The organism is Faecalicoccus pleomorphus DSM 20574, from assembly GCF_000420345.1.
In the GTDB taxonomy this organism is placed as follows: Bacteria; Bacillota_I; Bacilli_A; order Erysipelotrichales; family Erysipelotrichaceae; genus Faecalicoccus; species Faecalicoccus pleomorphus.
Genome location: NZ_ATUT01000013.1, coordinates 1 through 26,205, shown reverse-complemented (window position 1 = coordinate 26,205; position 26,205 = coordinate 1). Strand labels below are relative to the sequence as shown.

Below are 26,205 nucleotides of genomic sequence, written 5' to 3'. Positions count from 1 at the left end.
AAATGAAACTAAAAAATATTACAAATGAATTGACAAGAAAGAAAAGGATTGATAGACTACAGGTAAAATAAGGAGGGCATTCTTATGGAGGATACACAACGTTTTGGTTCTTTGACACCTCGTATGCAGAAATATCGTCAGAGTGTTTTAGATAAGAAACCGTATGTTCGATCACAAAGAGCTTTATTATGTACAGAAGCATATAAGGCAAATCTGGAAAAGCCGGTTGTCTTAAAACGTGCGTTGATGTTAAAGAATATTTTGGAAAAGATGGATATTTATATCGAAGAGGAGAGCTTGTTGGCAGGAAATCAGGCAGAATCAAATCGTGATGCACCCGTCTTTCCGGAATATACATTGGAATTTGTGATCAATGAGCTGGATACCTTTGAAAAAAGAGATGGTGATGTGTTCTATATTACAGAACAAACTAAAGAAGAGCTTCGTTCAATTGCGCCTTTTTGGGAGAATAATAATTTGCGAGCTAAAGGGATGGCGATGCTTCCTAAAGAAGTAGATGTTTATATGGAAACAGGTTTCTTTGGTATGGAAGGAAAGCTGAATGCAGGTGATGCACATTTAGCGGTTTATTATGAACGATTATTAAAAGAAGGTTTGAAGGGATATGAAAAGCGTACTTTGGAGGCAAAAGAAGCATTAGATCTTTGTGATCCTGCATCCATCAGTAAATATCATTTTTATGATGCGGTCCTGATCGTGATCGATGCCGTGAAATCGTTTGCCAAACGCTATGCTGATCTTGCCAGAGAACAGGCTAAAACCGCAAATGAAGAAAGGCGACAAGAGTTGTTGGAAATCGCAAGAATCTGTTCTAAGGTTCCTTATGAGCCGGCGGAAAGTTTTTATGAGGCCATTCAGGCAATTTGGTTGATTCAGGTTGTTTTGCAGATTGAATCCAATGGACATTCTGTATCTTTTGGACGCTTTGATCAGTATATGCAGCCGTATTATCAAAAAGATAAAGAACAAGGATTGATCGATGATGATCAAGTCTTAGAACTTTTAAGCAATCTTTGGATCAAAGCTTTGACGATCAATAAAGTACGTTCGCAGGCTCATACATTTTCCAGTGCCGGTTCACCGATGTATCAAAATGTAACGATTGGTGGACAAACAACAGATAAAAAAGATGCGGTCAATGAGATGTCTTATCTGGTGCTTCGTTCGGTAGCACAGACTCGCTTGACACAACCGAATTTAACGGTTCGCTACCATGCCCATATCGATCCAAAATTCTTTGACGAATGTATTGAAGTGATGAAGCTGGGCTTTGGCATGCCGGCTTTCAATAACGATGAGATCATCATCCCTTCTTTCATCGATAAAGGGGTAAAGGAAGAAGATGCATATAATTACAGTGCCATCGGCTGTGTAGAAACGGCAGTTCCAGGGAAATGGGGCTATCGTTGCACAGGTATGAGCTATATGAATTTTCCAAGAATTCTTTTGATGGCCATGAATAATGGGATCGATCTGACCAGCCAAAAGCGGTTCACAAAAGGTTATGGTCAATTTACGGATATGAAAAGCTTTGATGAATTGATGGATGCCTGGGATAAAACCGTAAGGGAATTAACGCGAATGAGCGTGATCGTAGAAAACACGATCGATCAGGCTTCGGAAAAAGAAGTTCCGGATATCTTATGCTCTACACTGGTCGATGATTGTATTGCCCGAGGAAAGACCATAAAGGAAGGTGGCGCGATCTACGATTTCATTTCCGGATTGCAGGTGGGAATTGCCAATATGGCAGATAGCTTGGCAGCCATTAAAAAGCTGGTTTTTGAAGAAAAGAAGATTACCCAAAAAGAGTTGTGGGATGCGATTTTAGATGATTTCATCAGTCCGGAAAATCAAAGAATTCAGAAAATGTTGATTAAAGAAGCTCCAAAATACGGTAATGATGAGGATTATGCGGATCAATTGATCGTACAGGCTTATGCTTCTTATATCGATGAAATGAAGAAATATCCAAATACTCGTTATCACAGAGGTCCGATTGGCGGTATTCGTTATGCGGGTACTTCTTCAATTTCTGCAAATGTGGGGCAAGGATTTGGTACCATGGCTACACCGGATGGCAGAAAGGCCAGAGAGCCATTGGCGGAAGGCTCCAGTCCAGCGCATGCGATGGATACGCATGGACCAACAGCGGTATTCAAAAGTGTATCTAAGCTTCCGACCATTGAAATCACCGGAGGTTCTTTATTGAATCAAAAGGTAACACCGGCTATGTTATCGACGGAAGAAAACAAGCAGAAGTTGGAAATGATGCTGCGAACTTTCTTTAATCGTCTGCATGGCTATCATGTACAATACAATGTCGTAGATAAGGAGACATTATTGGATGCCCAGATTCATCCGGAAAAACATCAGGATCTTATTGTTCGTGTTGCCGGATACTCCGCATTCTTTAATGTATTAAGTAAAGCGACACAGGATGATATCATCGCTCGAACAGAACAGCAATTATAAAAAAGTCAGATGTTGAATCATTTATTCAGCATCTGATTTTCTTTGTATTTACTGTTGAGATAGTTTTAGAACAGCTTCTTCGCTAAGTCCTGTCAAGCGAGAAATGAGGTCATGTTGTAGGCCCTCAGATAACATATTTTGCGCAATTTCATAAGCTTTATTTGTTAAACCTTTCGAATAACCTCTTTGTTCACCTTTTGTAATACATTCCTGTGCATATTCTTCTAAAGCTTTACACATGCTGATAACACCCTCCTTTGTATGCTTTTGTATAAACTCTTGATTTAAATTCACAAATACATTGGCATGATAGAAGATATCCTCTTCTACGTTCTCCAGTAAGGAATCTGTATATAAATTTTCCCATTTCTTTTGATATACATATTGTATGATACGAAAGAACTTCTGTAAATAAAGACACATAAAATCGATAGGATCACTGTTGATATCAAACATCTTCATCTCATAATCCGGGATTTCATCTTTATTCCAGTCGCTTCTGTGTATGCACTCATACAAGGTTTTGCGATGTTCCCATTTTGATTCGCCCATGTAAAGGGTCAGGGAATATACCGGAGTTTGGTATCGATCTTGATCTGTTGATGGATACCGGCATATTTGTAGTTTAAGATGCGAACAGGCATATAGGATCCTTCTTTCTTTGAAATTCAAGATGGAGAAAGAACTTGTCATCATAAAACATCAATAAATCATTTTCCTTACGAAAACCAAGATCATGATGCGTTTCCTTGTCATAAAGTGAAAGCTTGTCGGGATCCAGGAGGAAATCCTTCTTAAAATAGACGGAAGAAAACAAATCGGCAAAATGCTGTTTATTGGAAAAGACTTCCTTTAAACAGAGATCATAGGGATTCATTGTCAAAATATCACCTTCCTTTCTTTTTATAAATGAATCCTGAACCAGCACTATTTCTATTCCGGAAAAAATAAGTACTACTATTTAATACGATAAAAAATCAAAAAACGTTTAAAAGTTTTTTAAAAAAATTGTCTTATACTTCAGAGATATGGTCTTGTCGGTAGGTGAAGTGTTTTTCCTATGGTATAATAACAAGGCAGGTGATAAAAAATGGAACATAAAACAATTTCAATCAAAGGTGCTCGTGAAAACAACCTGAAAAATATAGATTTGGAAATCCCTCGTGATAAGCTGGTCATTATGACTGGAGTATCCGGAAGCGGGAAGACCTCTTTGGCATTTGATACGATTTATGCCGAAGGGCAAAGACGATATATGGAATCTCTGTCGGCGTATGCCCGACAGTTTTTAGGGAATAGTGAAAAACCAGATGTGGATCAGATCGATGGTCTGTCTCCGGCCATTGCGATCGATCAGAAAACGACTTCCAACAATCCTCGCAGTACAGTCGGTACGGTAACCGAAATTTATGATTATCTGCGTTTGATGTATGCGCGGATCGGTGTGCCCTATTGTCCACATCACAATGAACCGATTACCGGCAGTACGATCAAAGAGATGATCGATCGCATTATGGAATTGGAAGACGGAACGCGCTGTACAATTTTGGCACCGGTGATTTCCGGAAAGAAAGGAACACACAAGGACCTTTTGGATAAGTTGATCAAGGAAGGCTATGTTCGTATTCGTTTGGATGGACAGATCGTTTATCTGGAAGAAGTAGAACCATTGGAAAAAAATAAAAAGCACAACATTGATGTGGTTGTGGATCGTATCGTGAAATCGGATAATCGTTCGCGTTTTCATGATTCACTGGAAACCGCATTGAAGTTGAGCGATGGCCTGGCCGTTTTACTGACAAAGGACGAAGAGATTCTTTTCTCCAGTAACTATGCTTGTAAGATCTGTGGTTTCAGCGTACCGAAACTGGAACCTAAATTGTTCAGCTTTAATGCGCCTTTTGGGGCCTGCCCGGAATGTAAGGGTTTGGGAATCACACAGAAGGTGGATCTGCAATTGTTGATTCCGGATCCTTCTTTATCCATTGATAAGGGAGGTATTCGCTATTATAAAAATATCGTCAATACGGAAAATCTCGAATGGCAGCGTATGCAGGCATTAATTGATTATTATCAAATCGATACAAGTGTTCCAATCAAAGATCTTCCGAAGAAAAAACTGAACTATATATTATATGGATCGGATGTACCGATTGCCTATCAGCTTCATTCGCGCGGTGGTATCCATCAAACGAAAAATGAATATATTGAAGGGGTTATACCGATGATTGAACGTCGGTATATGGAAACGACTTCGGCAATGTCCAGAGACTGGTATGGGTCTTTTATCGCCGATGCACCGTGTCCGGTATGTCATGGTGCGCGTTTAAACGAACAGGCTTTAAGTGTGCGTGTAGGTGGAAAAAACATTCATGAATGGACACAGATGTCGATCAAGGAAGCCTTGGACTTTATGAATCATTTAGAGCTGACCCCCATGCAGGAAAATATTGCACATCTGATCATTAAAGAAATTAAGAATCGTTTAGAATTCTTAAATCATGTCGGATTGAATTATTTAACCTTGGATCGTTTAGCTTCTACCTTATCCGGAGGGGAAGCACAGCGTATTCGCTTGGCCACACAGATCGGTTCTCGTTTGACCGGTGTGATGTATGTATTGGATGAACCGAGTATCGGTCTGCATCAAAGAGATAACGATCGTTTGATTTCTGCCTTAAAAGATATGCGTGATTTAGGCAATACACTAATTGTGGTAGAACACGATGAAGATACGATGAAAGCCAGTGATTATATTGTCGATGTCGGACCAGGAGCGGGTATTCATGGCGGACGGATCGTTGCGGCGGGTACTCCACAGGAAATCATGGAAAATCCGGATTCTATCACCGGTGCGTATTTAAGTGGACGTAAACGTATTGAAGTACCGACAAAGCGCCGTAAAGGAAATGGGAAAAAGTTGCGTATTGTCAAAGCCAGTCAAAACAATTTGAAAAATGTAACCGTAGATTTTAAACTGGGAACTTTTACCGTTGTGACCGGTGTTTCCGGATCTGGAAAGTCCAGTCTGGTGACGGAAGTTTTAACCCATGGTGTACAAAATGCACTAGGTCGTCTTCGTATTAAACCGGGCCAGTGCAAGGAAATCAAAGGACTGGAAAATATTGATAAGATTGTAGAGATCGGGCAAGATCCGATCGGTCGTACACCACGAAGCAATCCGGCGACTTATACCGGTGTTTTTGATGATATTCGTGATTTGTTTGCCCAAACTAAGGAAGCAAAAATGTTAGGATATGATAAAGGACGTTTCTCGTTTAATGTTAAAGGAGGACGTTGTGAAGCGTGTCAGGGGGATGGAATTCTTCGCATCTCCATGCATTTTTTGCCGGATGTGTATGTACCTTGTGATCAATGCGATGGAAAACGATATAACGAAGAAACATTGCAGGTACGCTATAAAGGAAAGAATATTGCGGACGTATTAGATATGACGGTCGAAGAAGCACTGGACTTTTTCTCTAATGTATCCAAGATTCGTCATAAGCTGCAGACTTTATATGATGTAGGTTTGTCGTATATCAAGCTGGGACAGAGTGCGACGACCTTATCCGGTGGGGAAGCACAGCGTGTCAAGCTGGCCAGTGAACTGCAGAAAAAGGCAACTGGAAAGACTTTGTTTGTCTTAGATGAGCCAACGACCGGCTTGCACAGTGATGATGTACGAAAACTGATTGAAGTTTTACAGCGATTGGTCGATCATGGTGATACTGTGGTTGTGATCGAGCACAACCTGGATGTGATCAAATGTGCGGATCAGATCATCGATATCGGACCGGAAGGCGGTCAGGATGGTGGAACGATCTTAGTCACCGGAACACCGGAACAGGTAGCTGCCTGTGAAAAGAGCTATACTGGACAATATTTGAAACCATTGTTGGAAAGGAAGTGAGAACATGGCACAGCAGGAAACACAGCCAACGATCAGCGTCAAAGATCTGGCGGCTAAATTTAATTGGGAAAGAGTAACGGGCGATGAAGAAAGCCTGCAGCGAAAGTTGGTCACCGCAGAAACCAATCGACCGGGGTTGGAGTTGGCCGGTTATTTTCCCAATACAGTAACCAAAAGACTGACGATTTTAGGAGATAAAGAAATCTTATATATTGAGCAGGAGATGGATGAAGTCTCACAGCGAAGAAGCTTTGAATTTTTGACGGGTGAAGATACACCGGCCATCGTAATTGCCCATGGGCATGAATGTCCGGCTATCTTGGCGGAAATTGCGATTCGTAAGAATTTTCCGATTTTTAAAACGGCGGTAGAGACAGCCCATACGATTGTCAATGTCACTAACTATCTGGATGAAAAGTTGGCACATTCGATCATCATTCATGGCGAATTGATGCGTATTTATGGAATTGGTGTCATGATCACCGGACCTTCCGGCATGGGAAAAAGTGAGATTGCCCTGGAATTAATCAAAAAGGGACATCAGTTGATTGCCGATGATCGCATCGACTGTTATCGAATTCATAATGTATTGGTAGGGCGTACCCCGAAGATGTTGGAAGGATTTATGGAGCTTCGCGGTGTTGGCATCATCAATGTAGGGCGTATGTATGGTGTTGGTGCTTTTGCCCATCAGACTAATATCGATTTTCAGATCGAACTGGTTTCTTTTGATGGAAATGAAGAGTATGACCGCGTGGGAATCGAAGAAAAAGAATACTCGGAAATTATGGGGGTAAAGATCTTAAAGATGCGCATCCCGGTCAGTGGCGGACGTCCGATGTCAACGATCATTGAAACGGCGGTTACGAATTACTTGTTGTTGCAGGACGGATTTGATTCGGCCAAAGAATTTGAAGAAATGGTCTTAAAAAAGATCGCAGCCAATAAAGAAGAGGATGAAGACAATGCAGCTCTTTCCTGATACAAAGATCATTCTTTCTATAGGAGGGCTTCATGTCACATGGTATGCCGTTTTGATTTTGACCGGTGTACTGGCCGCCTACTTTCTGGCGCAAAAAACCATGAAGAAATGGGGTTACAGTAAAACGATTTTAGAAGATTATGTAATTCCAATGATGGCTTTATCCATTATCGGCGCACGTTTGTACTATGTAATCTTTGAGTGGGATTTCTACAGTGCGCATCCTGATCAGATCATTGCGATCTGGAATGGTGGGCTCGCCATCTATGGAGGTTTGATCGTAGGGGTTCTTTACAGCATCTACTACTTTAAGCGACAGAGGATCAGTGCTTTGCGAATGGCAGACTGTATCATGCCTGGTGTTATGGTGGCGCAGGCTTTCGGACGTTGGGGCAATTTTATGAACCAGGAAGCTTTTGGAAAGGTCGTACCGGAAAGCTACTATGCGTTATTTCCATCTTTTATAAAAGATCAGATGTATATTCAAGGGGCATATCGTGAACCGACCTTTCTGTATGAAAGTGCCGGGAATATTTTAGGCTTTTTGTTTATTTATTTTATCTTTCGTAAACGATTTTATAAAAGACGAGGCGATTGTGCCTTTATGTACTGTATCTGGTATGGAGTTCTTCGCTTTTTAGTCGAAGGCTTGCGTACTGATTCTTTGATGATTGGTGCTTTTCGAGTCTCACAGCTTGTTTCTTTGGCCATTGTGTTGTTTGGCATATTCGGTTTAAGTGGTCTTTTACATAAAGCCTTTCACTGGAATCATAAGCCGGTGATCCTTTTTGATCTGGATGGAACCTTACAGGATTCTCAACATCTGGTCTTTGAAACGTTTAAAGAGGTATTTCGAATCCGTAAATCGGAACATCAGCTGTCACAAGAGGAACTGTATTCTTTCTTCGGGCCTACCTTGGAAGAAACCTTTTTAAAATACTTTAAAAAAGAAGAACTGGATGATGTGATCGCCTTGTATCAGAAAATCAATATCAAATTACACGATACTTTATTGAAACCGATGCCCAATGCCTTTGAAACGGTATCGACATTACATGAACAGGGCTATCAAATGGCTGTTGTGTCCAATAAGCGAATCGGTATTGTGAAAATGGGATTAAAGGCCATTCATTTAGAACCGTATTTTGATGTGGTTTTAGGAAAAGAGCAGCTTCCAGAACCCAAACCAAGTCCATCCGGACTCTTAGAAGCATGTAACTTGTTAAAAGTGGGACATGATGATGTAATATATGTCGGAGATAATGTGACAGATATCGTGTGTGCCAAAAATATGGCAGCTTATTCGGTAGGGTTTAGTAACGATGATAGACAGTTGGAACAACAAAAACAGGCGCATCCTTGTAAACAGATCACAGATCTTCGAGAATTAATTCAATTATGTAAGGAGGAACGAGCATGGAGCGACAATACGATTTGGTAATCATAGGAGCCGGGCCAGCCGGAATGGCGGCCAGTGTATATGGATCTCGTGCCGGTTTAAAGACATTATTATTAGATAACGGTGCTCCGGGAGGAAAGCTGATCAAAACGCATTTGATTTCTAACTATCCAGGAGTAAAGGAACTTTCAGGTGTCGATCTGGCAACACAGATGTTTGAACAATCGACATCCTTTGGAGCTGAATATGCCTATGGCGATGTCGAAAAAGTAGATGCTGACAAAAAAGTGTATTTAAGTGATGGTACGGTTGTAGAAGGAAAGGCCGTGATCGTTGCGACGGGAACGAAAGAACGATTATTGAACATACCGGGCGAACAGGACAACATCGGACGTGGTGTATCTTTCTGTGCGGTATGTGATGGAGCCTTTTTCAGAGGAAAAGATGTAGTTGTGATCGGTGGCGGTAATTCCGCTTTGGAAGAAAGTTTGTATTTAACACAGTTTGCCAATTCAGTAACGATTGTGATTCGAAGAGATGTATTCCGGGCAGAAAAGAGAATTCAGGATCAGATTCAAAACAATGAAAAAATCAAGGTCATCGTAAAACATATTCCCAAGGAAATCTTGAGTGAAAATGGTAAAGTTTCCGGTATTGTTTTGGAAAATGTAGATACCAAAGAAAAACAGACAGTTGCCTGCCAGGGAATCTTCCCTTATATCGGACAAGATCCGATCACTTCTTGTTTGGAAGGTTTGGGCGTTTTAGATGAAAGAGGCTATGTCAAAGTCAATGAACACATGGAAACATCGATCAAAGGTTTATATGCGGCCGGCGATGTCATCCAAAAAGAACTTCGTCAGGTTGTGACGGCTACCAACGATGGTGCCATCGCTGCCCAGCATGCTTTTCACGAGATTACGGGAATTTAACTTGTAAAGGCTTTCATTTTTTGTAAAAAAATGCTTTAATAGGGATAGAATTATTAGTATTGGGGTGAAAGATATGAACGCTATGGAAGCAATCTATAAGGCTATGGATGCCTATCATGAAATTACCGGATTGCACAGTTATTTTGTACAGGACGAGACAGATATTGTCAGTGCCAGTGCCAAAGAGAAGAATTTTTTCTGTAAATGTCTGAAAACCAGCAACAGTGCTTTAAAACATTGTGATGAGTGTACAGTAGAAAACTATACACAGGCATTACAATCCATGAAGGTACAGACATATTCTTGTCATGCCGGTCTTGTCAAATGGTCGGTTCCGGTAGAAGTTAAGGGATTGACAGGTGTGATCATTTCTGAAGGAGTTATTTCTAAACAGCAGATCAAGGAAAGTGAAGACTGGATCTCCTATTTATCGGAAAAGTATAACGTATCAAAGTCGATCCTGTTGGAAAACTATCATCAGGTACAACAGATGACAGAAGAGCAGGTGGATCGAAGCATTCAGCTTTTAAAAGATATTTTAGCTTATTATGCCGCAAGTATCAGTGAGGACTAAGGTTCTCACTTTTTTCATGCATCAAAAAAGATGCATTATGCGATCTGAAGATATTCGCAAAGTGCATCTTTACAATCTTGTGCATCTTGATAACCGGTTTTATAGAGGCTTTCCAGTTTTACGACATCTTGTTCCAGTCGTCCCACACCATGCGTATCACTTGGATAGATGACAAAAAGCTTGCCTTCCTTTTCCAACTCTTCCATTTTTTCAAACTGAGCATTGTATCGAGTGTGTCTGTTTTTACAGGCATCAATCACATAAGGATAGTCTTTGTACATTTTCTCAATCATTGGCATCAGTTTGTTGGAGCTTTTACGATAGCCTCTGACTTTTGTGGAAACCACAACGATCTTGTCATAGCCTTTATCCATCATAAATTCAAAAGGAATCGAATCGCCTAATCCACCATCTAACATCTTATGACCATCAAACTCTACGATCTTAGAGATGATTGGTAAGGATGCACTGGCACGTATATATTCCATGTTTTCCTGAATATGAGGGATGGGCGCATAGATGGACTGTCCGTTTTCACAATCAAAACAAACGCAGTACATACGAGTCTTAGAATTGTTGAAGGTTTTATAATCAAACGGATCTATGACATTGGGAATTTCATCATAGATGAATTGTGCATTGAATAAATCACCTGTTTGTATCAAAGATTTAAAAGAAAAGCTTCGTTTATCTACTAAATAGTGCGCACCGATACGAATGGCACGTCCTCTTTGTTCGCTGATATAGCTTGTCGCATGGCAGGCACCGGCACTGACACCGATGACACCGTCAAAATGAATGTTGTTGTCGAGAAGAAAGTCAATGGTTCCACACGTATAGGCACCACGCATGCCTCCTCCTTCTAAAACGAGTGCAGTTTTCATGAAATGACCTCCTTTATTGAATATTTATTATACCGCAATTGACGTTTGAGGCAAGGAATTAAATTGATGTGAAACCAGCAAAAGGGGTATAATGAAAAAAAGAAAGAGAAGTGATTCAAATGAAATTGATTCTTGCGATTATGTCAAATGATGACAGTCCTATGGTGAGTTCTGCCTTGAATAAAGATGGTTTTCAAGTGACCAAATTAGCAACGACCGGCGGCTTTCTTCGAGCCGGTAATACGACGTTGATTTGTGGATGTGAAGATGAAAAAGTAGAAAACGCAATTTCTATCATAGAAAAATATTCCAGTAAACGAACAGAGCTTGTTCCTAATACAGCAGGTTATGATATGAGCCATTTTGCGACATTTCCTTTAGAGGTTCAAGTAGGTGGAGCCGTTATCTTTGTTTTGGATGTCGATCAGTTTATAAAGGTATAATTCATAAGGATATTGAAAAACTTCTTAAGAATAGGTGTTTATAGCTTATTTTTAAGAAGTTTTTTATGTACGATACTATTAAATCACACAATTTGTGATTTTTTTATATAAAAACGGGAAAATGTAAAATAATATACTAGTAAAGCGATATGAAATATGGTATAAATGAATTAATCTTATATGACTAAAATAACAAACAGGTCAAAACATGATCTTATTTAACGAATAAAAATGACAATATAGAGAACAAATAGGAAGGTTAAAGGGTGAGAAAATGAGAAGAGGATTAAAAAAATGCTGGATTTTTTCTCTGGCTGTTTTTTTATCATTAACCACAATATTAGCTCGTGTACCACCGGATTTGACGGTATATGCGCAAAGCAAGGATGTAGAAGTATCCGCCGTAGATTTAGATGGAAATTCGTTAGGGCAAACGGTTTCATTTGCAGGGGGAGATATTACCGAAGCCACTGCACCGAAAATAGAAGGGAAACGATTTATCCGGGCTTATGTGATTGATTCTGAAACCAATAAAAAAGAAGCGATTCAAAGTATTGAATCCAGAGGTGGACGTGCTTACATTAAGCGAATCAATGAAAGTGTAGATGCTTTGGAACGCTCTTATCTAAGTACAGATACTGCTTCTAAGATTTATTTTGAATATTTAGATCTGGCGAAAACAGTAACAGTTACATATCAACCCGAAGATGGCAAAGATATTATTGTCACCGGGCCACCACATCTAGAGTTAGTGAATGGCAGTGCTGTTGGATATTTTACGGTATCTGTTCCACGAAATGCCAAACCCATAATTGAGACAAAGGAAGTTGTTTTCGATCAGGATGTGTCAACAACTAAAAGAACAGTATATCGTTACAAGATTACTACTTCAAAAGATTTAAATATTCCTATCCGAAGTGAAGTCAAAGAAACTCTGACTATCACGGCAAAGGCAAGTAATGATGGCAAACATGCCGATGATTGGAAGATGTCGGGGCTTCCTGCCTGTAATATAGGGGAAGCAACTGATAATGGCAGTTATGGACGTGCGTGTGTTCGACAAGATTATTTCTATGCCCAAACAGAAATTGTTACGGGAAATATTACCAATCAGGATATTGCCAACAAAAATTCGGTTGGTGAACAAATTACAGAAAGTACAGAAACTTCTTCGTATGGTAGTACAGTTCACCTCAAAGCCTATCATGATATGACTTATTGGGGCGGAAATAAACCTGCTGTATATTCTACCTTCATGTCTATTCTATGGATCAATGGACAACCGTTTGGAGCGCCGCAACCGTTTGCTCGTTTTGGGCCGTCTGCTTATGAAAATACATCGAAAGAGGCGTCCTATAAACGACCGTACTATGAAGATGTAAATGCGAGTTGGGAGAGTCGCCCTGGCTATGCGAATAAATACACACTCGTTTCCACTTTTGGGCGAAGACAAGGATGGGAACCCTATTGGGGATCGAGTTATTGGAGCGAAAAGAATCGTGACAATGGTTTTTACAATTGGTACAACGATATTATAAAAAGGCATGTCATCGGACAAAAAACACAGACATATGTACAACATGGTCCGCTAGCCGGGGCAACGGTAACGATCACGATTACGGATGCCAAATCAGATAACTATCGTGGCAGCTTAAATACATTTAATGAGTATAAAGATGGTGACGGTTGGGATGACACCTCAGCTTACAATAAAGGGCAGCATAATTCACTTCGTTTAGCCTATGATATTCAAATTGATAATGCACCAACGGATATTGAGGCTATACCTGAATGGGCATCAACGAATCAGTCAAAAGTCGGAATGTATCTAAACTATGGTGTGGAAGATACATGGGTACATGCTGCTGTTGTGAATGAAACAGGTTCTGGTCAAAACAAAACCTCCACGGTCAATGATCCGGCTGATTGGCGTAAAAGTGATTCTTCTTGGTTTACCACCGCAAATTCAAATGATCGATATGTGAATGGTGTAGATACAAAATGGGATAAAGATTTTAACCGAGAAAAACTAGATGATCCATTAACTTCCATTGCAGGAAAAGTGAAGAATGGATATACCAAGCCCATGTATCGAGATATGGCGATTAGTGATGTACACCTTGTGCCTAATTCCAGAGAGGCAAAATATGATGATCGATATGCCGAGCCCGGCAATTTCTTTGTGAATGTACCTGTGTTTGTAAAAATAGGAAATTCCATAGAAAATGATCGAACGAACGGATATGTTTCTGTCGGAGGAATGAATGTCATTGGTGTAGAAGCAGAACTACTACATTTGCCGGTTGATTATTATCTGGATGGAGGAACGGTTCAAACGCCTTCGGATTTCCCAGATGCGGCAACATCTAAGGCCGATGGAAATGAACGGTTTATGTATGATGTGGAGGGAAATCCGATTATCCATGTACCGTTAGAAGTTCCAACTCGCGAAAACTCTCAGTTTGTCGGTTGGGGATTATATAAGGTCAGTAACGGGGTGAAAGGTGAGAAGATTGCTTCTGTTGCTCCGGGAGAAGATATTGATATTCGAAACGAAACATTGTTTGGTCGTATCAGCGATACGCTTGGAAACGTTAACTTTGATAGTGTGCGCTTGGAAGCGGAATATATCGGTACCGAACAGCAAGCTGCAGATGCGTTTGTTGTCAATCACGTATATAAAGAAAACGAAGACAGCAAACAAGAAGATGGAACAGCGACGGTTGGATCGTTTGTTTCTATTCATGGTAGTGATTCCAGCTTAACGGAAAGCGGAGAAAAGAAATTCGCACCGGATAAGCTAGAATACAATGGCAATAAGTATAAACTGGTACTTTCTGATGATGCATCGCCTAGGGGTGGATATACAACCTTTACAGATACATCGACTTCTCTGACATTTACATATGTACGAACACGAGGCACAGTAAAAGTTCGATATGAAGATACAGAAGGAAATTTATTACCGGATACGAATGAGATTACCCTGGTTGATAACGGACTGGAAGGTACCGAATATGAATCGACAAAGGAAGAATTTACGGATTATGTGTTTGTCGATATGAAAGAGGACTCGGCCCCGGCAAAGGGTACGGTCCAAGAAGGGGATCAAACTGTTGTGTATGTGTATCGTCCTAAGGTCAAAGTTCCGAATACGGGACTGGATGTACCAATGGGCCCTACACTGGCCATACTATTGGATGCTGTGTTGGCTACGGGGATATTCTTGTTAATACGCCGTAAAAGACGAGGATTGTAAAGTAAGAAAGTCAAAGGAGAAAGAAAATGAACAAAAGATTTCAAAAAGGTTTGGCTGTTAGTACTTTAACAGCCATGGTAGTGGCACCGTTTGCACACCCTGTATATGCTGTAGGGACTGATGCCAATTCAAATGGTCTGAATGAGACAGAGGAAAGTACATTAAATCTTAAAAAAGATTTGACAGTCAGAGATTTAGATGATGCGAATTATACACCAGAAACACCAAACGTTACTTTTGGCTACACTGTTAGCAATGGTGAAGCAGGAACTTTTACATCTAAACAAGAAGGTAAAGGAGATCAAGTGTTCCAGGTAAAAGCCGGTAAAGATGGAAATTTGGTTAAAGTTAACGGTACAGCGACTACAGGTAATGTTGTATTTACCCAAGATGATTCAGCAAGTCAGGGTAAGGTTACTAAGGATATTGCATTGGATTTTAGTGGAATTACATTTACTGAAGCAGGTATCTATCGTTATGTGATTACAGAAGCTGATTATACGGTTAACGACAATTCTCAGCTTACAAATGCACTTCCACAAACCACAGCGAACAAAACACGTAATGTCGATGTATATGTAGAACAAGATGGTGATGCCTATAAAATTAAAGGCTATGTTGTTAGTAAAACAAGTGATTCTACTGGAAAAGATGCCGGTTTTACGGAAGAGAAAACAGATGGGAATGTAGATCCAACAAAGAGTAGTGTGTACTCTACATATGATGTAACATTAACGAAAAAAGTAGATGGCGTTTTAACAAACAATGCTGGTTATTCTTTTACTATCACATTGCCAACGGATGACAACGGTACTTATAAATATCAAAAGAATAGTGATCCGGCAACTACGGTAGAAACAACAAACGGTAACAATACTCATACTGTAACATTGGCGAAAAATGACACAATCAAAATTCAAGGTTTGCCGGTAGGTGCAACGATTGACATCGCCGAAGATCATGTAGAAGGATTTAAATTGCCGACTATTACTGTAGATGACGCAGCAAAAGAAATGTCAAATGATGACGGAGCTAAGAAGTGGACATATAGCGGTGTAGGATCTAACAATGCCAATAACGATGCAACCGATGTAGTAATTACCAACAAAACAGAAAATGATTCTATCTTACCTCCTACAGGTATCTTAATGACTATCGCTCCATTTGCAGCTATGGTAGGATTGGGTGCTGCCTTGATCGCATTGTTTGCCAAAAAACGTAAAAACGAAGCTTAATTCGAACGCTAAAAAGTAAACTTTATGTTGCTGGCAGAAAGAATCGCCCGATTTGGGAATAAAATTGTATCGCTTCTGACGGCTATATTGATCATATTGCTTCTAACGTATGGTCTATATTCTTTATGGGATATTTATCGTATCAATCATAATGCCTTTATATCCGATGAGTTATTAAAGTATAAGCCCGGACAGGAAAATGGCTTAGGCTTCGATGCTTTACGAGAACTCAATCCGGATGTGAAAGCTTGGATTACCATCGATAATACACATATTGATTATCCTGTATTACAGGGAAAAGATGATATGGAATATGTAAATAAGGATCCGTTTGGTGAATTTGCACTAAGCGGTTCCATATTCCTGTCAATCAAAAATGCATCGGATTTTTCAGATATTTACAACATGACATATGGTCATCATATGGAAAATGGTGCTATGTTTGGGGATCTGACAAAAATGTTGGATTTAAACTATTTAAAAGAACATACCACGGGCACACTGTATGTACCGGATAAAACTTATTCGGTGAAATTGTATGCTGCTTTGGAATGTAGTGCTTATGAAACTCGAATCTATAACTTAGCTAGTGTGATGTCAGATATGGAAGGGTTTCAAACGTATGTAAAAGCCAATGCCACATCGTATATAGATCAAGGAGTCAAATCGACGGATAAGATCATTGCATTGTCTACCTGCATGAGTGCTACAACCAATGGAAGGGTTGTTGTATTTGGAACATTAACGGAAACAGAAAAGGAGGTTCAATCATGATTATGTTTTTAAAAAAGAAACATTTTATTGTGTTTGGCTTTCTTTTTTGTATTTTTTGTTTTAGCTTGTTTGCGCAACCGTTACAAGCCTTGGAAACGGTAAAAACAAAATTAGATATTGAACTAGCCGTTGATGGGAAGTATCCTGATTTACTGCCCAAGGATACCTATGAATTTATACTGGAAAAGGAATCTGGTGGCACATACAAGATTGTGCAGATGGTATCCATCGTTGCCACTAAGGAAGGCAAAGCTTCGATAGAAAATATTTTGATTGAGAATGCGGGAGAGCATCATTATCGTCTCTATCAAAAGGCTGGATCGAATCAGGATATGAGCTATGATCCTACTGTGTATGATATTACGGTATATGCTTTTTATAATTCGAACCAAGAGTTGGTATGCGATGCTGTAGCCTATAAAGAAGGGGATACGCAAAAGGTATCTAACTTTGCGTTTACCAATCAAATGAATCATCAAAATGTAGTTGATGTCAGTGAAAAGAAGGATAAAACCGATACTTCAACACGGACGAATGAGCAAATGTATGCCATGTTATGTACATCCATGATTGTCTTGATGGTCGTTCTATATAGACGTTCCAGGAGAGAAACGAATGGCTCTTAGAAAGGCAAAGCGAAAAGAAGTACAACAGTATTTCCCAAAAGAATCCGTAGAATCTAGTCCGGTTCAAAAGCCAAAAAAGAATCCTAAAAAACGAGCGTTGGAGGAAATTCGTTTCTTTTTGATGCGAGCTGGGGTTCTTCTTTTGATTTTATACATCATGTTTGGCTGGATCTTTGGTCTCCATGTCGTAAATAATTTGGATATGCAGCCTAAGATATTTGCGGGAGATCTATCTTTGTTTTATCGTCTAGATCCCAGCTATAATATAGGTGAAGTACTTGTTTATCAGGTGGATGGAAAATCTTATCTTGGACGTGTGGTGGCACGAGCAGGGGATGAAGTTGATATTACCGAAGACAACCATTTAAAAATCAATGGAGATATCATGATTGAATCAGATATCTATTATGAAACCGGTCGTTATGAGAATGGAATCTCACTTCCTGTGAAAGTGCCGGCGGACAGTTATTTTCTATTGTGCGATTTGCGGGAAGGTGGAAAGGATTCTAGAATTTTTGGGCCCATTTCTCGTTCCGATATTAAAGGAAAAGTCATTACGGTACTAAGAAGAAGCAATCTTTAAATTCAAAGGAATGTAATTTTAAAAACGCATTGAGCGAGAAGCAGGAGATTTTAAACTCCTGCTTTTTGGTTGCTCCACTAAAAAAGAGCAAAAACTACGTGTTCGATGGCGCAATAGTTTTGGCTCTTTATATTACAGGGCTGAGACAATGTCCACACCCGGTAATGTCAGATTAGATTCTACTCTGGATTAGCTGTAAGATCTTGTCGGCTTCTTCTTTATCTTTTTGATAAATGGATGTATTAAATTGCGTTTTGATATCAGAAATATAGATAGCACGTACAGAATGATCTTTTAATGTTAATTTGATGCCTACATACAGACTGGGTTCTGCCGCAATACTCATAAATGTAACGCCCCCTAATACTTGATGTGCAAACGGAGCGGATTTACCCTTAAATTTGGCATCTTCATTGGCTATAGAAGCTTTTTCAATATCGGAATAAGCAACATCTCCACAAGTTCCGATAAGAATGGATAATTTTTTATTCTCATCATCAAATACAACGGATTGAAATTCTTTTTTCATGTTCTTTACCTCATTTTGCATCGATTATTTGGCAAGTTCCTATCTTCTCTGTATTCTTTGCTTTGAAAATGTACTAAAGAATAAGATATAGGGGCATAAGCTTACCCAGGTGGACTCAATTTGTCACATCGTTCATTGTATGCGGATAAGCAATAGAATCATCAACAAATTTTCGTGGATGTTTACAAGTTTAATATTCATTTTTCTTGATTTGTAAGCTATACATGATAACCACCTCGTCCAAAGCTATTCAGAAGCAATATATAATGATTGTTTGTCAATTAATAAGCCATGATAAAGTGTTTTTTTTCATTATTTTAAGGGGGGTTATTTATCTTCATTATATGTATGATTGTATGAAAATGCAATAAGAAGTATAAGATTTTACTTAATATAGAACAGAATCATTTATCGATGATGCTTATCGTATGGAAAGAGATGTTTGTTCTAAAAATGGTGTACCATGTAGAGGACTAAAAAGGCTTTTTGTTGTGTTAGCTATATCTCACTAATAATGCTTGTTTTTCTATAAATAAGGGTTTAAACTAAGAATAGTTCTTAGAAAAGGAGATAAGATGTACAAGGTTTCGAGGCAAAGAGAATGGATCTATGATTATATACAGTCACACCCTGATCGTCATATGAGCGTAGAAGAAATCTATGAGGGTCTAAAGGCAGAAAATCGTGAGGTTTCTGTTGCGACGGTATATAGAAATCTGAAGATCTTACAGGATGAAAATCGGATTGCCAGCTTGATGTTGGAAAGTGGAAAACAAGTTTTTGATAAGACGTGTCGCCCACATGATCATCTGATTTGCACAACTTGTCAAAAGATATTTGACTTGGATATGCCGTATGATCGTTCCATCGAACGTAAAGCGGAACATCAATTGCATATTCCTATTGAATCACATTCTCTTGTGTTGTATGGAACATGTGCAGATTGTCTTCAAAAGAAAGGTAAGGTATAGGAAAATGGAATTAAAAGGATCTAAAACAGAAAAGAATTTGCAGACTGCATTTGCCGGAGAAAGCCAGGCTCGTAACAAATACACGTATTTCGCCAACGTAGCTCGCAAAGAAGGTATGAATCAGATTGCGGAAATCTTTGAAGAAACAGCTCGTAACGAACAAGAACATGCTCGTTTGTGGTTTGAAGCTTTAGGCGGAATTGGCAGCACAGATGATAACTTAAAAGCAGCCGCTGCTGGTGAAAACTATGAATGGACAACAATGTATAAAGAATTCGCGGATACAGCTCGTGAAGAAGGATTCACAAAGATTGCTTTCCAGATGGACAAAGTAGCTGAAATTGAAAAACAACATGAAGAACGTTACTTGAAATTATTGTCCAATGTAGAAGAAGGAAAAGTGTTCTCTGGAGAAGAAAGCGACACTTGGATTTGTGGAATTTGTGGTTTCCAATATACAGGTGCTAATGCTCCTAAAGCTTGTCCGGTATGTGGATATCCTCAGTCTGTATTCCGTAGAATTGCGAAAAATTATTAATAGATTTATTGTTTTAATTGGAAGAGCTGCTCTTTTAAAAAGAGTGGCTTTTTTTATGGTATAAAACTTGAATGAAATAAAAATACAATGATAAACTGATACTAATTGATATCAATTAGTATCGGAGGTTATATGGAAATTACCAAATTCTTAGAGATTCTTCACGATAAAAAATTTATGGATTATAGAAAGATGAGTAATAAATATCCAGATACATTTCAGGAATATTTAGATACGCTTTCTATATTTTATAAGAAGCTCCCTTTAGAAGATGCACAGGGAAATTTTATGGTGTTTTTGGAAGAGCCTTTAAAGATTCAAACATCTACACTTAGAACATTGTTTCAAAATCAAAGTGGTTTATATAGTGCAAAGTCTTTGGAAACAGAGATTATTGCGACTTCCGCTATCGAAAATATTGATTTTTCCAGAGATAGTGTACGCTCTATTTTATCAGGGCAGGTATCTAAGAATGAAGAAGAAAAAAGAATTGAAGGCCTTAAAAAAGGAATGGAATTTATCTCAGATCCAGGTAATAAGATCACAGAAGAGAATATATATAAGTTGTATAAGATGGCAATTGGTAAATATCTCGATGAAGAAAATCAGTTAAAGGAAGGCAATTTATATCATCATGATTCGGTTTATGTAGTAGGAACAAAAGTAGAACATACCGGAATTAGTTACAAGCAAGTTCCTTCGTATATGAAGTCATTGGTTAAATATATAAATCAAAAAGATGATATACAAGATCTGATGAAAGCTTGTATTATTCATTTTTATATCGCTTATGTTCATCCATGGTTTGATGGAAATGGTAGGATGGCCAGATTAGTACATCTTTGGTTTTTGGTACAAAGAGGCTATCAATCAGTATTGTTTGTTCCTTTTTCCAGCCTTATTGAAAAGACAAGAAAACAATATTATGATGCCTGTCAAACCATTGAAGACAATTATCGCTATACGCATACAATAGATGTCACACCATTTTTGTTGTATTTTATAAATAATGTTTATAACAACATGGAACAGCCATTACAGGAGGATACATTGTCTGTATATCGATTAGCACTCAATCAAAAGAAGATCACAAACAAAGAAGATAAGTTATGGAAATTTGTCTTAACGTATTTTGGTACGGAAGAATTCTCAACGAAAGAATTAGAAAAGGCTTATGGAGATGCAGCCTATGCGACGATTCGAAGTTTTGTCTTAAAATTTAAGGGTTTGGGTTTGTTGACGGCAATTTCTTATACAACAAAGAATAAGTACAGGGTGAAAAGATAAATAAGATAAGCATTATTTAAACATAGTCTTGTTTTACAAAAAACCTATAAAAAACTGCAAGAAAGCAGAAAAATATATATAAAATCTGTAATTCTGCAGTTTTTTTATAAAATTTGATTCTTTTTCAGGAAGAATTTTAAAAATGGAAGAATTGTTGTATAGTTAACTTAATTAGAAGATGGGAGTGCTTTTCATGTCTTTAGTAACTTGCCTGCTTATATTGATTGTTGCTTTTTTGGCCGGTGTAGAAGGTGTTTTGGATGAGTTTCAGTTTCATCAACCGTTAGTGGCCTGTACCTTAGTTGGTTTAGTGTCTGGCTATTTGACAGAAGGTGTACTTTTAGGTGGATATCTTCAAATGATGGCTTTAGGATGGGCTAATGTTGGTGCGGCTGTTGCACCGGATGTAGCGTTAGCTTCTATTGCCTCCTCGATTTTGATGGTTCATGGATTACAGGGAAATCTTCCTGTAGATTTTGTGATTTCTGTATCGATAGCGATCGCTATTCCTTTATCGGTGATTGGTTTGTTTTTGACAAAGTTTTGCAGGACAAAAGCGATCCAACTGGTACAAAAGATGGATCAGGCGGCATTGCAGGCAGATTTTAAAGTAATGGAAAGACAACAGCTATTAGGTATAAGTATGCAGGGAATGCGTGTAATGCTTCCGGCTTTGTTGCTGGTGTTGCTTCCAAATGATTGGATCATTTCTTTGATTGGTAGCTGTCCGGTTGTTGTATTAAGAGGATTGAGCGTTGCCAAAGGATTGATTCCGGCTTTAGGCTTTGCGATCGTCATTAATGTATTGGCTTCCAAAGAAACTTGGGTTTTCTTTGCCCTGGGATTTATTTTGGCAGGTATATCATCGCTTTCTTTAATTGGTGTTTGTATCATTGGTGCTGCGATGATGTTGATTTATATGGCTTTGAAAAAAGGGACAGATCAAGGAACAAGTTTTGATATAGATGCATCAATCAGTGATTTGCTGGATCGATAGATCAGTGTGGGGTGTGGTATGCACATCCTTTTTTTGCGTTTTTTCAAATTTTCTTCAAAAAAGTTTGAATTTTAAGTTTCATAGCCCTTTATACGTTAAAGACATCAAAAGAAAAGATAGTTAGAGCACAATGATTCATGTTAGAATGTAAAGGATGAAAAGGAGAACAGGTTCATGAAAATTCTAGTGATTGGAAAAGGTGGAAGAGAACATGCTTTGGCTTTGGCATGTTCTAAAAGCAAGCTTTGTACGCAATTGTATATGGCACCGGGGAATCCGGGCATGGCAAAGATCGGTACATGTGTGAATATTTCGGATAGTGATGTGGATGGATTAGTGGCATTTGCCAAAGAAAAAGAAATTGATTTAACGATTGTTGGACCGGAGGCAACTTTGTCTTTGGGTGTTGTGGATGCGTTTCAAAAAGAAGGATTGAAGATCTTTGGTCCGACAAAAGCGGCAACCCAGGTAGAATCCAGTAAGGACTTTGCGAAAAAGATCATGGCTAAATACAACATTCCTACGGCGGCTTATGAAACCTTTGATGATTATGAAAAGGCAGTTGCCTATGTAAAAGAAAAGGGAGCGCCTATTGTTATTAAGGAAAATGGATTAAAGGCTGGAAAAGGTGTAACGGTTGCCTATACATTAGAACAGGCATTGGAAGCTTTAAAGATTGCGTTTGACATTCCGGGCAATAAAGTTGTTGTGGAAGAATGCTTAGTTGGCTTTGAATTCTCTTTGATCTGCTTGGTGCATAATGATGTAGTTGTACCTTTACAGATTGCCCAGGATCATAAGTGTGTGGGTGATGGTGATACAGGGCCCAATACCGGTGGTATGGGATCGTATAGTCCGGTTAAAAAGATCACACCGGAAATCATTGAACATACGATGAATACTGTTATGATCCCTATGGCTAAGGCCATGATGCAGGAAGATGTTTCATTTACCGGTTTCTTGTATGGCGGTTTGATGTTGACAAAGGATGGCGTCAAAGTCATCGAATTCAATGCTCGTTTTGGAGATCCGGAAGCCGAAGTCATTCTACCTCGACTGGAAAGTGATTTTGTACAAGCTATTCTGGATGTCATGGATGGAAAAAAGGTAGAATTGAAGTGGACCGATAAAGTCAGCCATGGTGTGGTTTTGGCCAGTACAAACTATCCGGCAAGTTCGACAAAGGGTGCCGTCATTGAAAATCTGGATGCGGTAGATGCCCTGGTTTATCATATGGGAACCAAAGAAGTGGATGGTCACCTGGTAACAGATGGTGGACGTGTATTGATGATTACCACCTTGGAAGATACACTGGAAAAAGCTTATGAACATACATATAAAGAAGTAGAAAAGATTCAATGCAGTGATTTGTTTTATCGTCATGATATAGGAAAGAAGGATATGGAACATGAGTAAGTCAGATTTAGAGATTGCACAGGAATGTGTCTTAGAACCGATTGAAAAAGTCGCAGCTAAAATCGGTATTCCATCCGATTGTCTGGAGCATTATGGTAAATATAAGGCTAAATTATCCTTTGATTTCATTAAAGAACTAGAAAATAAAGAAATGGGTAAACTGGTGTTGGTGACAGCAATCAACCCTACAAAAGCCGGAGAAGGAAAAAGTACGACAACCGTTGGTTTAGGGGATGCCTTAAATCAGATTGGTAAGAAGTCGATGATGGCTTTGCGTGAGCCAAGTCTTGGACCTGTATTCGGTTTGAAAGGTGGTGCTGCCGGTGGCGGCTATGCCCAGGTCGTTCCTATGGAAGATATCAACCTTCATTTTACAGGCGATATGCACGCGATCACAACCGCCAATAACTTAGTTTGTGCCATGATTGATAATCATATCCATCAGGGAAATGAATTGAACATCGATCCGGAAAAGATCACCTTTAAACGCTGTCTAGATATGAATGATCGTACCCTTCGTGATATCACGATTGGTCAGGGATCCAAAGCCAATGGAGTAGAGCGTAAAGATGGTTTCAACATTACAGTTGCCAGTGAAGTTATGGCGGCTTTGTGCTTGGCTAGTGATTTAATGGATCTAAAGAAACGCTTTGGTGAGATGTTGGTTGCCTATACGTATGAAGATAAACCGGTATATATCAAAGATTTAAAATGCGAAGGCGCCATGGCCATGGTTATGAAAGATGCGATTCTTCCCAATATCGTACAGACTTTAGAGCACAATCCGGTATTGATCCATGGTGGTCCATTTGCCAATATTGCGCATGGATGTAACTCCGTGATCGCCACGAAAGCTTGTTTACGACTGGCCGATTATACTGTAACCGAAGCAGGTTTCGGAGCCGATCTGGGTGCTGAAAAATTCTTGGATATCAAGTGTCGATTAGCCGATTTACATCCAAATGCTGTAGTCATTGTAGCTACGGTACGTGCCCTTAAACAGCATGGCGGCGTTGCCTATGAAGACTTAAAAGAAGAAAATGTGCAGGCATTATTGGATGGATGTCAAAACCTTGCCAAGCATATCGATACGATCCAGCAGTTTGGTCTTCCTTATGTGGTTGCCATCAATCAATTTGTTTCCGATACGGACAAAGAAATTGAAGCATTAGAAAACTGGTGTAAGGAAAACGGACATCCGATGTCTCTATCTACTGTTTGGGCCAATGGGGGAAAAGGTGCCATTGACTTAGCTAACAAAGTCGTTGAACTTTGTGAAAAAGAAAATACTTATGCACCGCTATACGATGTCAACAAAAGCATTGAAGAAAAGATCACAACCATTGCCCAAAAGGTATATGGTGCTGATGGGGTAGAATTTACCGAGGAAGCCAAAGCACAGATCGAAACCTTTAATAAAAACGGATGGGATAAATTACCAATCTGTATGGCTAAAACACAGATGTCTTTAAGCGATAATGGATCTGTGATGGGAAGACCAACTGGATTTAAGATTACCGTTAGAGAACTTAGACCAAGTTTAGGTGCCGGCTTTATCGTTGCCTTGACCGGTAAAGTATTGACTATGCCAGGACTTCCGAAACATCCAAGTGCCTTGGATATGGATATTGATGAAAACGGAAAGATTACAGGTCTTTTCTAAAAAGTAGTCAAGAGAATGGATTTAGAGCGTATTTATCATATTGATATGCGCTCTTTTTATTTGATTGATCTTTCTAAAAATATAAAAAAGAATTGTACTCCCCCTAGATTATGTTAAAATATGTGTAAACGATGGCACATTCGTTGCCATAGCTTGTGCCACGTTAAAAAAGACCCTATAAATATAAGTGTAATTCGTTATATTTTACTCATAAAATATGACGGTTTTTTACTATTAAGCGAAAATATAACTGAAATACAACTTATTTTTGTTTAATAATCCCATAATCGAGGGGGAGTAATCTCGATTTCATATATAAATAATTCGAAAAGACACTATGATGAGGAGGTTAGTCTATGTCGAAAAAATTCGCTAAATTCAACTAAAAAGTTGATGACCTAACATGAATAGCGTCAGATTCAGGGATATTCTTTGACATGTAAAGGAGATTCCCTATGATTAATGAAACATTCTTGAACCATCTAAAACCAGTAGAACTCGAATTCATTCAAGCCTTCATTTATAAACTGACAAGCGACAAAATAACTCTGGATACAACAAATTCAGAAAATATTGAATCTACTGTATCCCGTTGTCCGCACTGTGGATCTTTTCATTTTGTGAAAAATGGATTTAACAAAAAGCACAGGCAAAAGTATCTTTGCAGAGATTGCGGGAAAATATTCAGTGATACAACAAATACC

General features: G+C 39.0%; 23 protein-coding genes. 19 read left to right on the top strand and 4 right to left on the bottom strand.

What is annotated here, in order from left to right; translation table 11 throughout:
- The first annotated feature begins 84 nt into the window (after nucleotides 1-84).
- The gene (locus tag G413_RS0106720; RefSeq protein ID WP_022790151.1) at nucleotides 85-2,496 is read left to right on the top strand and encodes a glycyl radical protein; all 2,412 of its coding nucleotides are present in this window, start codon (nucleotides 85-87) and stop codon (nucleotides 2,494-2,496) included.
- A gap of 48 nt (nucleotides 2,497-2,544) precedes the next feature.
- Here the strand turns inward: G413_RS0106720 and G413_RS11175 are convergent, their stop codons facing one another.
- Complete coding sequence (locus G413_RS11175; protein ID WP_147285016.1) at nucleotides 2,545-3,048, bottom strand: RpnC/YadD family protein; 504 nt, start codon at nucleotides 3,046-3,048, stop codon at nucleotides 2,545-2,547.
- A 73-nt stretch (nucleotides 3,049-3,121) separates the two neighbouring features.
- The gene (locus G413_RS0106710) at nucleotides 3,122-3,373 is read right to left on the bottom strand and encodes a hypothetical protein (RefSeq protein WP_022790149.1); all 252 of its coding nucleotides are present in this window, start codon (nucleotides 3,371-3,373) and stop codon (nucleotides 3,122-3,124) included.
- A 213-nt stretch (nucleotides 3,374-3,586) separates the two neighbouring features.
- Between G413_RS0106710 and uvrA the strand changes: the two genes are divergently transcribed.
- The 5 genes from uvrA to G413_RS0106685 all read left to right on the top strand — a co-directional run bounded on the left by uvrA (nucleotide 3,587) and on the right by G413_RS0106685 (nucleotide 10,296).
- On the top strand, nucleotides 3,587-6,409 hold the full coding sequence (gene uvrA, locus G413_RS0106705) for an excinuclease ABC subunit UvrA (RefSeq protein WP_022790148.1): 2,823 nt from the start codon (nucleotides 3,587-3,589) through the stop codon (nucleotides 6,407-6,409).
- Between the two features lie 4 nt (nucleotides 6,410-6,413).
- Nucleotides 6,414-7,391, top strand: a complete 978-nt coding sequence (gene hprK, locus G413_RS0106700; RefSeq protein ID WP_022790147.1) for an HPr(Ser) kinase/phosphatase — start codon at nucleotides 6,414-6,416, stop codon at nucleotides 7,389-7,391.
- Nucleotides 7,375-8,832 carry a prolipoprotein diacylglyceryl transferase gene (gene lgt, locus G413_RS0106695; protein ID WP_022790146.1) on the top strand — a complete coding sequence of 486 codons (1,458 nt, stop codon included), beginning with the start codon at nucleotides 7,375-7,377 and terminating at the stop codon, nucleotides 8,830-8,832. Before hprK ends, lgt begins: the two co-directional genes overlap by 17 nt.
- Complete coding sequence (gene trxB, locus G413_RS0106690; protein ID WP_022790145.1) at nucleotides 8,808-9,722, top strand: thioredoxin-disulfide reductase; 915 nt, start codon at nucleotides 8,808-8,810, stop codon at nucleotides 9,720-9,722. Before lgt ends, trxB begins: the two co-directional genes overlap by 25 nt.
- 73 nt (nucleotides 9,723-9,795) lie before the next feature.
- Nucleotides 9,796-10,296: a PocR ligand-binding domain-containing protein gene (locus tag G413_RS0106685; RefSeq protein ID WP_022790144.1), complete on the top strand. Its 501-nt coding sequence runs from the start codon at nucleotides 9,796-9,798 to the stop codon at nucleotides 10,294-10,296.
- A gap of 35 nt (nucleotides 10,297-10,331) precedes the next feature.
- Here the strand turns inward: G413_RS0106685 and G413_RS0106680 are convergent, their stop codons facing one another.
- Nucleotides 10,332-11,180 carry a patatin-like phospholipase family protein gene (locus G413_RS0106680; RefSeq protein WP_022790143.1) on the bottom strand — a complete coding sequence of 283 codons (849 nt, stop codon included), beginning with the start codon at nucleotides 11,178-11,180 and terminating at the stop codon, nucleotides 10,332-10,334.
- Between the two features lie 119 nt (nucleotides 11,181-11,299).
- On the opposite strand from G413_RS0106680, the gene G413_RS0106675 reads away from it, so the two are divergent.
- The 6 genes from G413_RS0106675 to lepB all read left to right on the top strand — a co-directional run bounded on the left by G413_RS0106675 (nucleotide 11,300) and on the right by lepB (nucleotide 18,100).
- Entirely contained in the window at nucleotides 11,300-11,623 is a 324-nt protein-coding gene (locus tag G413_RS0106675) for a cyclic-di-AMP receptor (RefSeq protein WP_022790142.1), read from the top strand.
- A 274-nt stretch (nucleotides 11,624-11,897) separates the two neighbouring features.
- Nucleotides 11,898-14,882, top strand: coding sequence for a MucBP domain-containing protein (locus tag G413_RS0106670; RefSeq protein WP_022790141.1), 2,985 nt, complete (start codon nucleotides 11,898-11,900; stop codon nucleotides 14,880-14,882).
- Nucleotides 14,883-14,908: 26 nt separating this feature from the next.
- Nucleotides 14,909-16,117 carry a DUF7601 domain-containing protein gene (locus tag G413_RS0106665; RefSeq protein WP_022790140.1) on the top strand — a complete coding sequence of 403 codons (1,209 nt, stop codon included), beginning with the start codon at nucleotides 14,909-14,911 and terminating at the stop codon, nucleotides 16,115-16,117.
- Nucleotides 16,118-16,141: 24 nt separating this feature from the next.
- Nucleotides 16,142-16,891, top strand: coding sequence for a class B sortase (srtB, locus tag G413_RS0106660; RefSeq protein WP_022790139.1), 750 nt, complete (start codon nucleotides 16,142-16,144; stop codon nucleotides 16,889-16,891).
- Nucleotides 16,888-17,517: a Spy0128 family protein gene (locus G413_RS0106655; protein WP_022790138.1), complete on the top strand. Its 630-nt coding sequence runs from the start codon at nucleotides 16,888-16,890 to the stop codon at nucleotides 17,515-17,517. The genes srtB and G413_RS0106655 overlap by 4 nt, the downstream gene beginning before the upstream one ends.
- Complete coding sequence (gene lepB / locus G413_RS0106650) at nucleotides 17,507-18,100, top strand: signal peptidase I (protein WP_022790137.1); 594 nt, start codon at nucleotides 17,507-17,509, stop codon at nucleotides 18,098-18,100. The genes G413_RS0106655 and lepB overlap by 11 nt, the downstream gene beginning before the upstream one ends.
- Before the next feature lie 172 nt (nucleotides 18,101-18,272).
- On the opposite strand, the gene G413_RS0106645 is transcribed toward lepB, so the two are convergent.
- Nucleotides 18,273-18,629 (bottom strand): hypothetical protein, encoded by a 357-nt coding sequence (locus tag G413_RS0106645; protein ID WP_022790136.1) that lies wholly within the window; start codon nucleotides 18,627-18,629, stop codon nucleotides 18,273-18,275.
- Nucleotides 18,630-19,204: 575 nt separating this feature from the next.
- Here G413_RS0106645 and G413_RS0106640 point away from each other — a divergent pair.
- From G413_RS0106640 to G413_RS12315, 7 genes are all read left to right on the top strand, one after another.
- Nucleotides 19,205-19,600, top strand: coding sequence for a Fur family transcriptional regulator (locus G413_RS0106640; RefSeq protein ID WP_022790135.1), 396 nt, complete (start codon nucleotides 19,205-19,207; stop codon nucleotides 19,598-19,600).
- A gap of 4 nt (nucleotides 19,601-19,604) precedes the next feature.
- Complete coding sequence (gene rbr / locus G413_RS0106635) at nucleotides 19,605-20,138, top strand: rubrerythrin (RefSeq protein WP_022790134.1); 534 nt, start codon at nucleotides 19,605-19,607, stop codon at nucleotides 20,136-20,138.
- Nucleotides 20,139-20,270: 132 nt separating this feature from the next.
- Nucleotides 20,271-21,425, top strand: coding sequence for a Fic family protein (locus G413_RS0106630; protein WP_022790133.1), 1,155 nt, complete (start codon nucleotides 20,271-20,273; stop codon nucleotides 21,423-21,425).
- A 193-nt stretch (nucleotides 21,426-21,618) separates the two neighbouring features.
- A complete protein-coding gene (locus G413_RS0106625; RefSeq protein ID WP_022790132.1) occupies nucleotides 21,619-22,422 on the top strand; it encodes a mannose/fructose/sorbose family PTS transporter subunit IIC in 804 nt (267 codons plus the stop codon).
- A gap of 174 nt (nucleotides 22,423-22,596) precedes the next feature.
- The gene (purD, locus tag G413_RS0106620; protein ID WP_022790131.1) at nucleotides 22,597-23,838 is read left to right on the top strand and encodes a phosphoribosylamine--glycine ligase; all 1,242 of its coding nucleotides are present in this window, start codon (nucleotides 22,597-22,599) and stop codon (nucleotides 23,836-23,838) included.
- Complete coding sequence (locus tag G413_RS0106615) at nucleotides 23,831-25,501, top strand: formate--tetrahydrofolate ligase (protein ID WP_022790130.1); 1,671 nt, start codon at nucleotides 23,831-23,833, stop codon at nucleotides 25,499-25,501. Before purD ends, G413_RS0106615 begins: the two co-directional genes overlap by 8 nt.
- A gap of 455 nt (nucleotides 25,502-25,956) precedes the next feature.
- Nucleotides 25,957-26,205 (top strand): IS1/IS1595 family N-terminal zinc-binding domain-containing protein (locus G413_RS12315; protein WP_037614481.1); only part of this gene is annotated, 249 nt, incomplete at its 3' end.

Bases quoted from the DNA above. Each gene is read 5' to 3' on its own strand.
- G413_RS0106720 (WP_022790151.1), top strand. From the start codon at position 85: ATGGAGGATACACAACGTTTTGGTTCTTTGACACCTCGTATGCAGAAA.
- G413_RS11175 (WP_147285016.1), bottom strand. From the start codon at position 3,048: ATGGGCGAATCAAAATGGGAACATCGCAAAACCTTGTATGAGTGCATA.
- G413_RS0106710 (WP_022790149.1), bottom strand. From the start codon at position 3,373: ATGAATCCCTATGATCTCTGTTTAAAGGAAGTCTTTTCCAATAAACAG.
- uvrA (WP_022790148.1), top strand. From the start codon at position 3,587: ATGGAACATAAAACAATTTCAATCAAAGGTGCTCGTGAAAACAACCTG.
- hprK (WP_022790147.1), top strand. From the start codon at position 6,414: ATGGCACAGCAGGAAACACAGCCAACGATCAGCGTCAAAGATCTGGCG.
- lgt (WP_022790146.1), top strand. From the start codon at position 7,375: ATGCAGCTCTTTCCTGATACAAAGATCATTCTTTCTATAGGAGGGCTT.
- trxB (WP_022790145.1), top strand. From the start codon at position 8,808: ATGGAGCGACAATACGATTTGGTAATCATAGGAGCCGGGCCAGCCGGA.
- G413_RS0106685 (WP_022790144.1), top strand. From the start codon at position 9,796: ATGAACGCTATGGAAGCAATCTATAAGGCTATGGATGCCTATCATGAA.
- G413_RS0106680 (WP_022790143.1), bottom strand. From the start codon at position 11,180: ATGAAAACTGCACTCGTTTTAGAAGGAGGAGGCATGCGTGGTGCCTAT.
- G413_RS0106675 (WP_022790142.1), top strand. From the start codon at position 11,300: ATGAAATTGATTCTTGCGATTATGTCAAATGATGACAGTCCTATGGTG.
- G413_RS0106670 (WP_022790141.1), top strand. From the start codon at position 11,898: ATGAGAAGAGGATTAAAAAAATGCTGGATTTTTTCTCTGGCTGTTTTT.
- G413_RS0106665 (WP_022790140.1), top strand. From the start codon at position 14,909: ATGAACAAAAGATTTCAAAAAGGTTTGGCTGTTAGTACTTTAACAGCC.
- srtB (WP_022790139.1), top strand. From the start codon at position 16,142: ATGTTGCTGGCAGAAAGAATCGCCCGATTTGGGAATAAAATTGTATCG.
- G413_RS0106655 (WP_022790138.1), top strand. From the start codon at position 16,888: ATGATTATGTTTTTAAAAAAGAAACATTTTATTGTGTTTGGCTTTCTT.
- lepB (WP_022790137.1), top strand. From the start codon at position 17,507: ATGGCTCTTAGAAAGGCAAAGCGAAAAGAAGTACAACAGTATTTCCCA.
- G413_RS0106645 (WP_022790136.1), bottom strand. From the start codon at position 18,629: ATGAAAAAAGAATTTCAATCCGTTGTATTTGATGATGAGAATAAAAAA.
- G413_RS0106640 (WP_022790135.1), top strand. From the start codon at position 19,205: ATGTACAAGGTTTCGAGGCAAAGAGAATGGATCTATGATTATATACAG.
- rbr (WP_022790134.1), top strand. From the start codon at position 19,605: ATGGAATTAAAAGGATCTAAAACAGAAAAGAATTTGCAGACTGCATTT.
- G413_RS0106630 (WP_022790133.1), top strand. From the start codon at position 20,271: ATGGAAATTACCAAATTCTTAGAGATTCTTCACGATAAAAAATTTATG.
- G413_RS0106625 (WP_022790132.1), top strand. From the start codon at position 21,619: ATGTCTTTAGTAACTTGCCTGCTTATATTGATTGTTGCTTTTTTGGCC.
- purD (WP_022790131.1), top strand. From the start codon at position 22,597: ATGAAAATTCTAGTGATTGGAAAAGGTGGAAGAGAACATGCTTTGGCT.
- G413_RS0106615 (WP_022790130.1), top strand. From the start codon at position 23,831: ATGAGTAAGTCAGATTTAGAGATTGCACAGGAATGTGTCTTAGAACCG.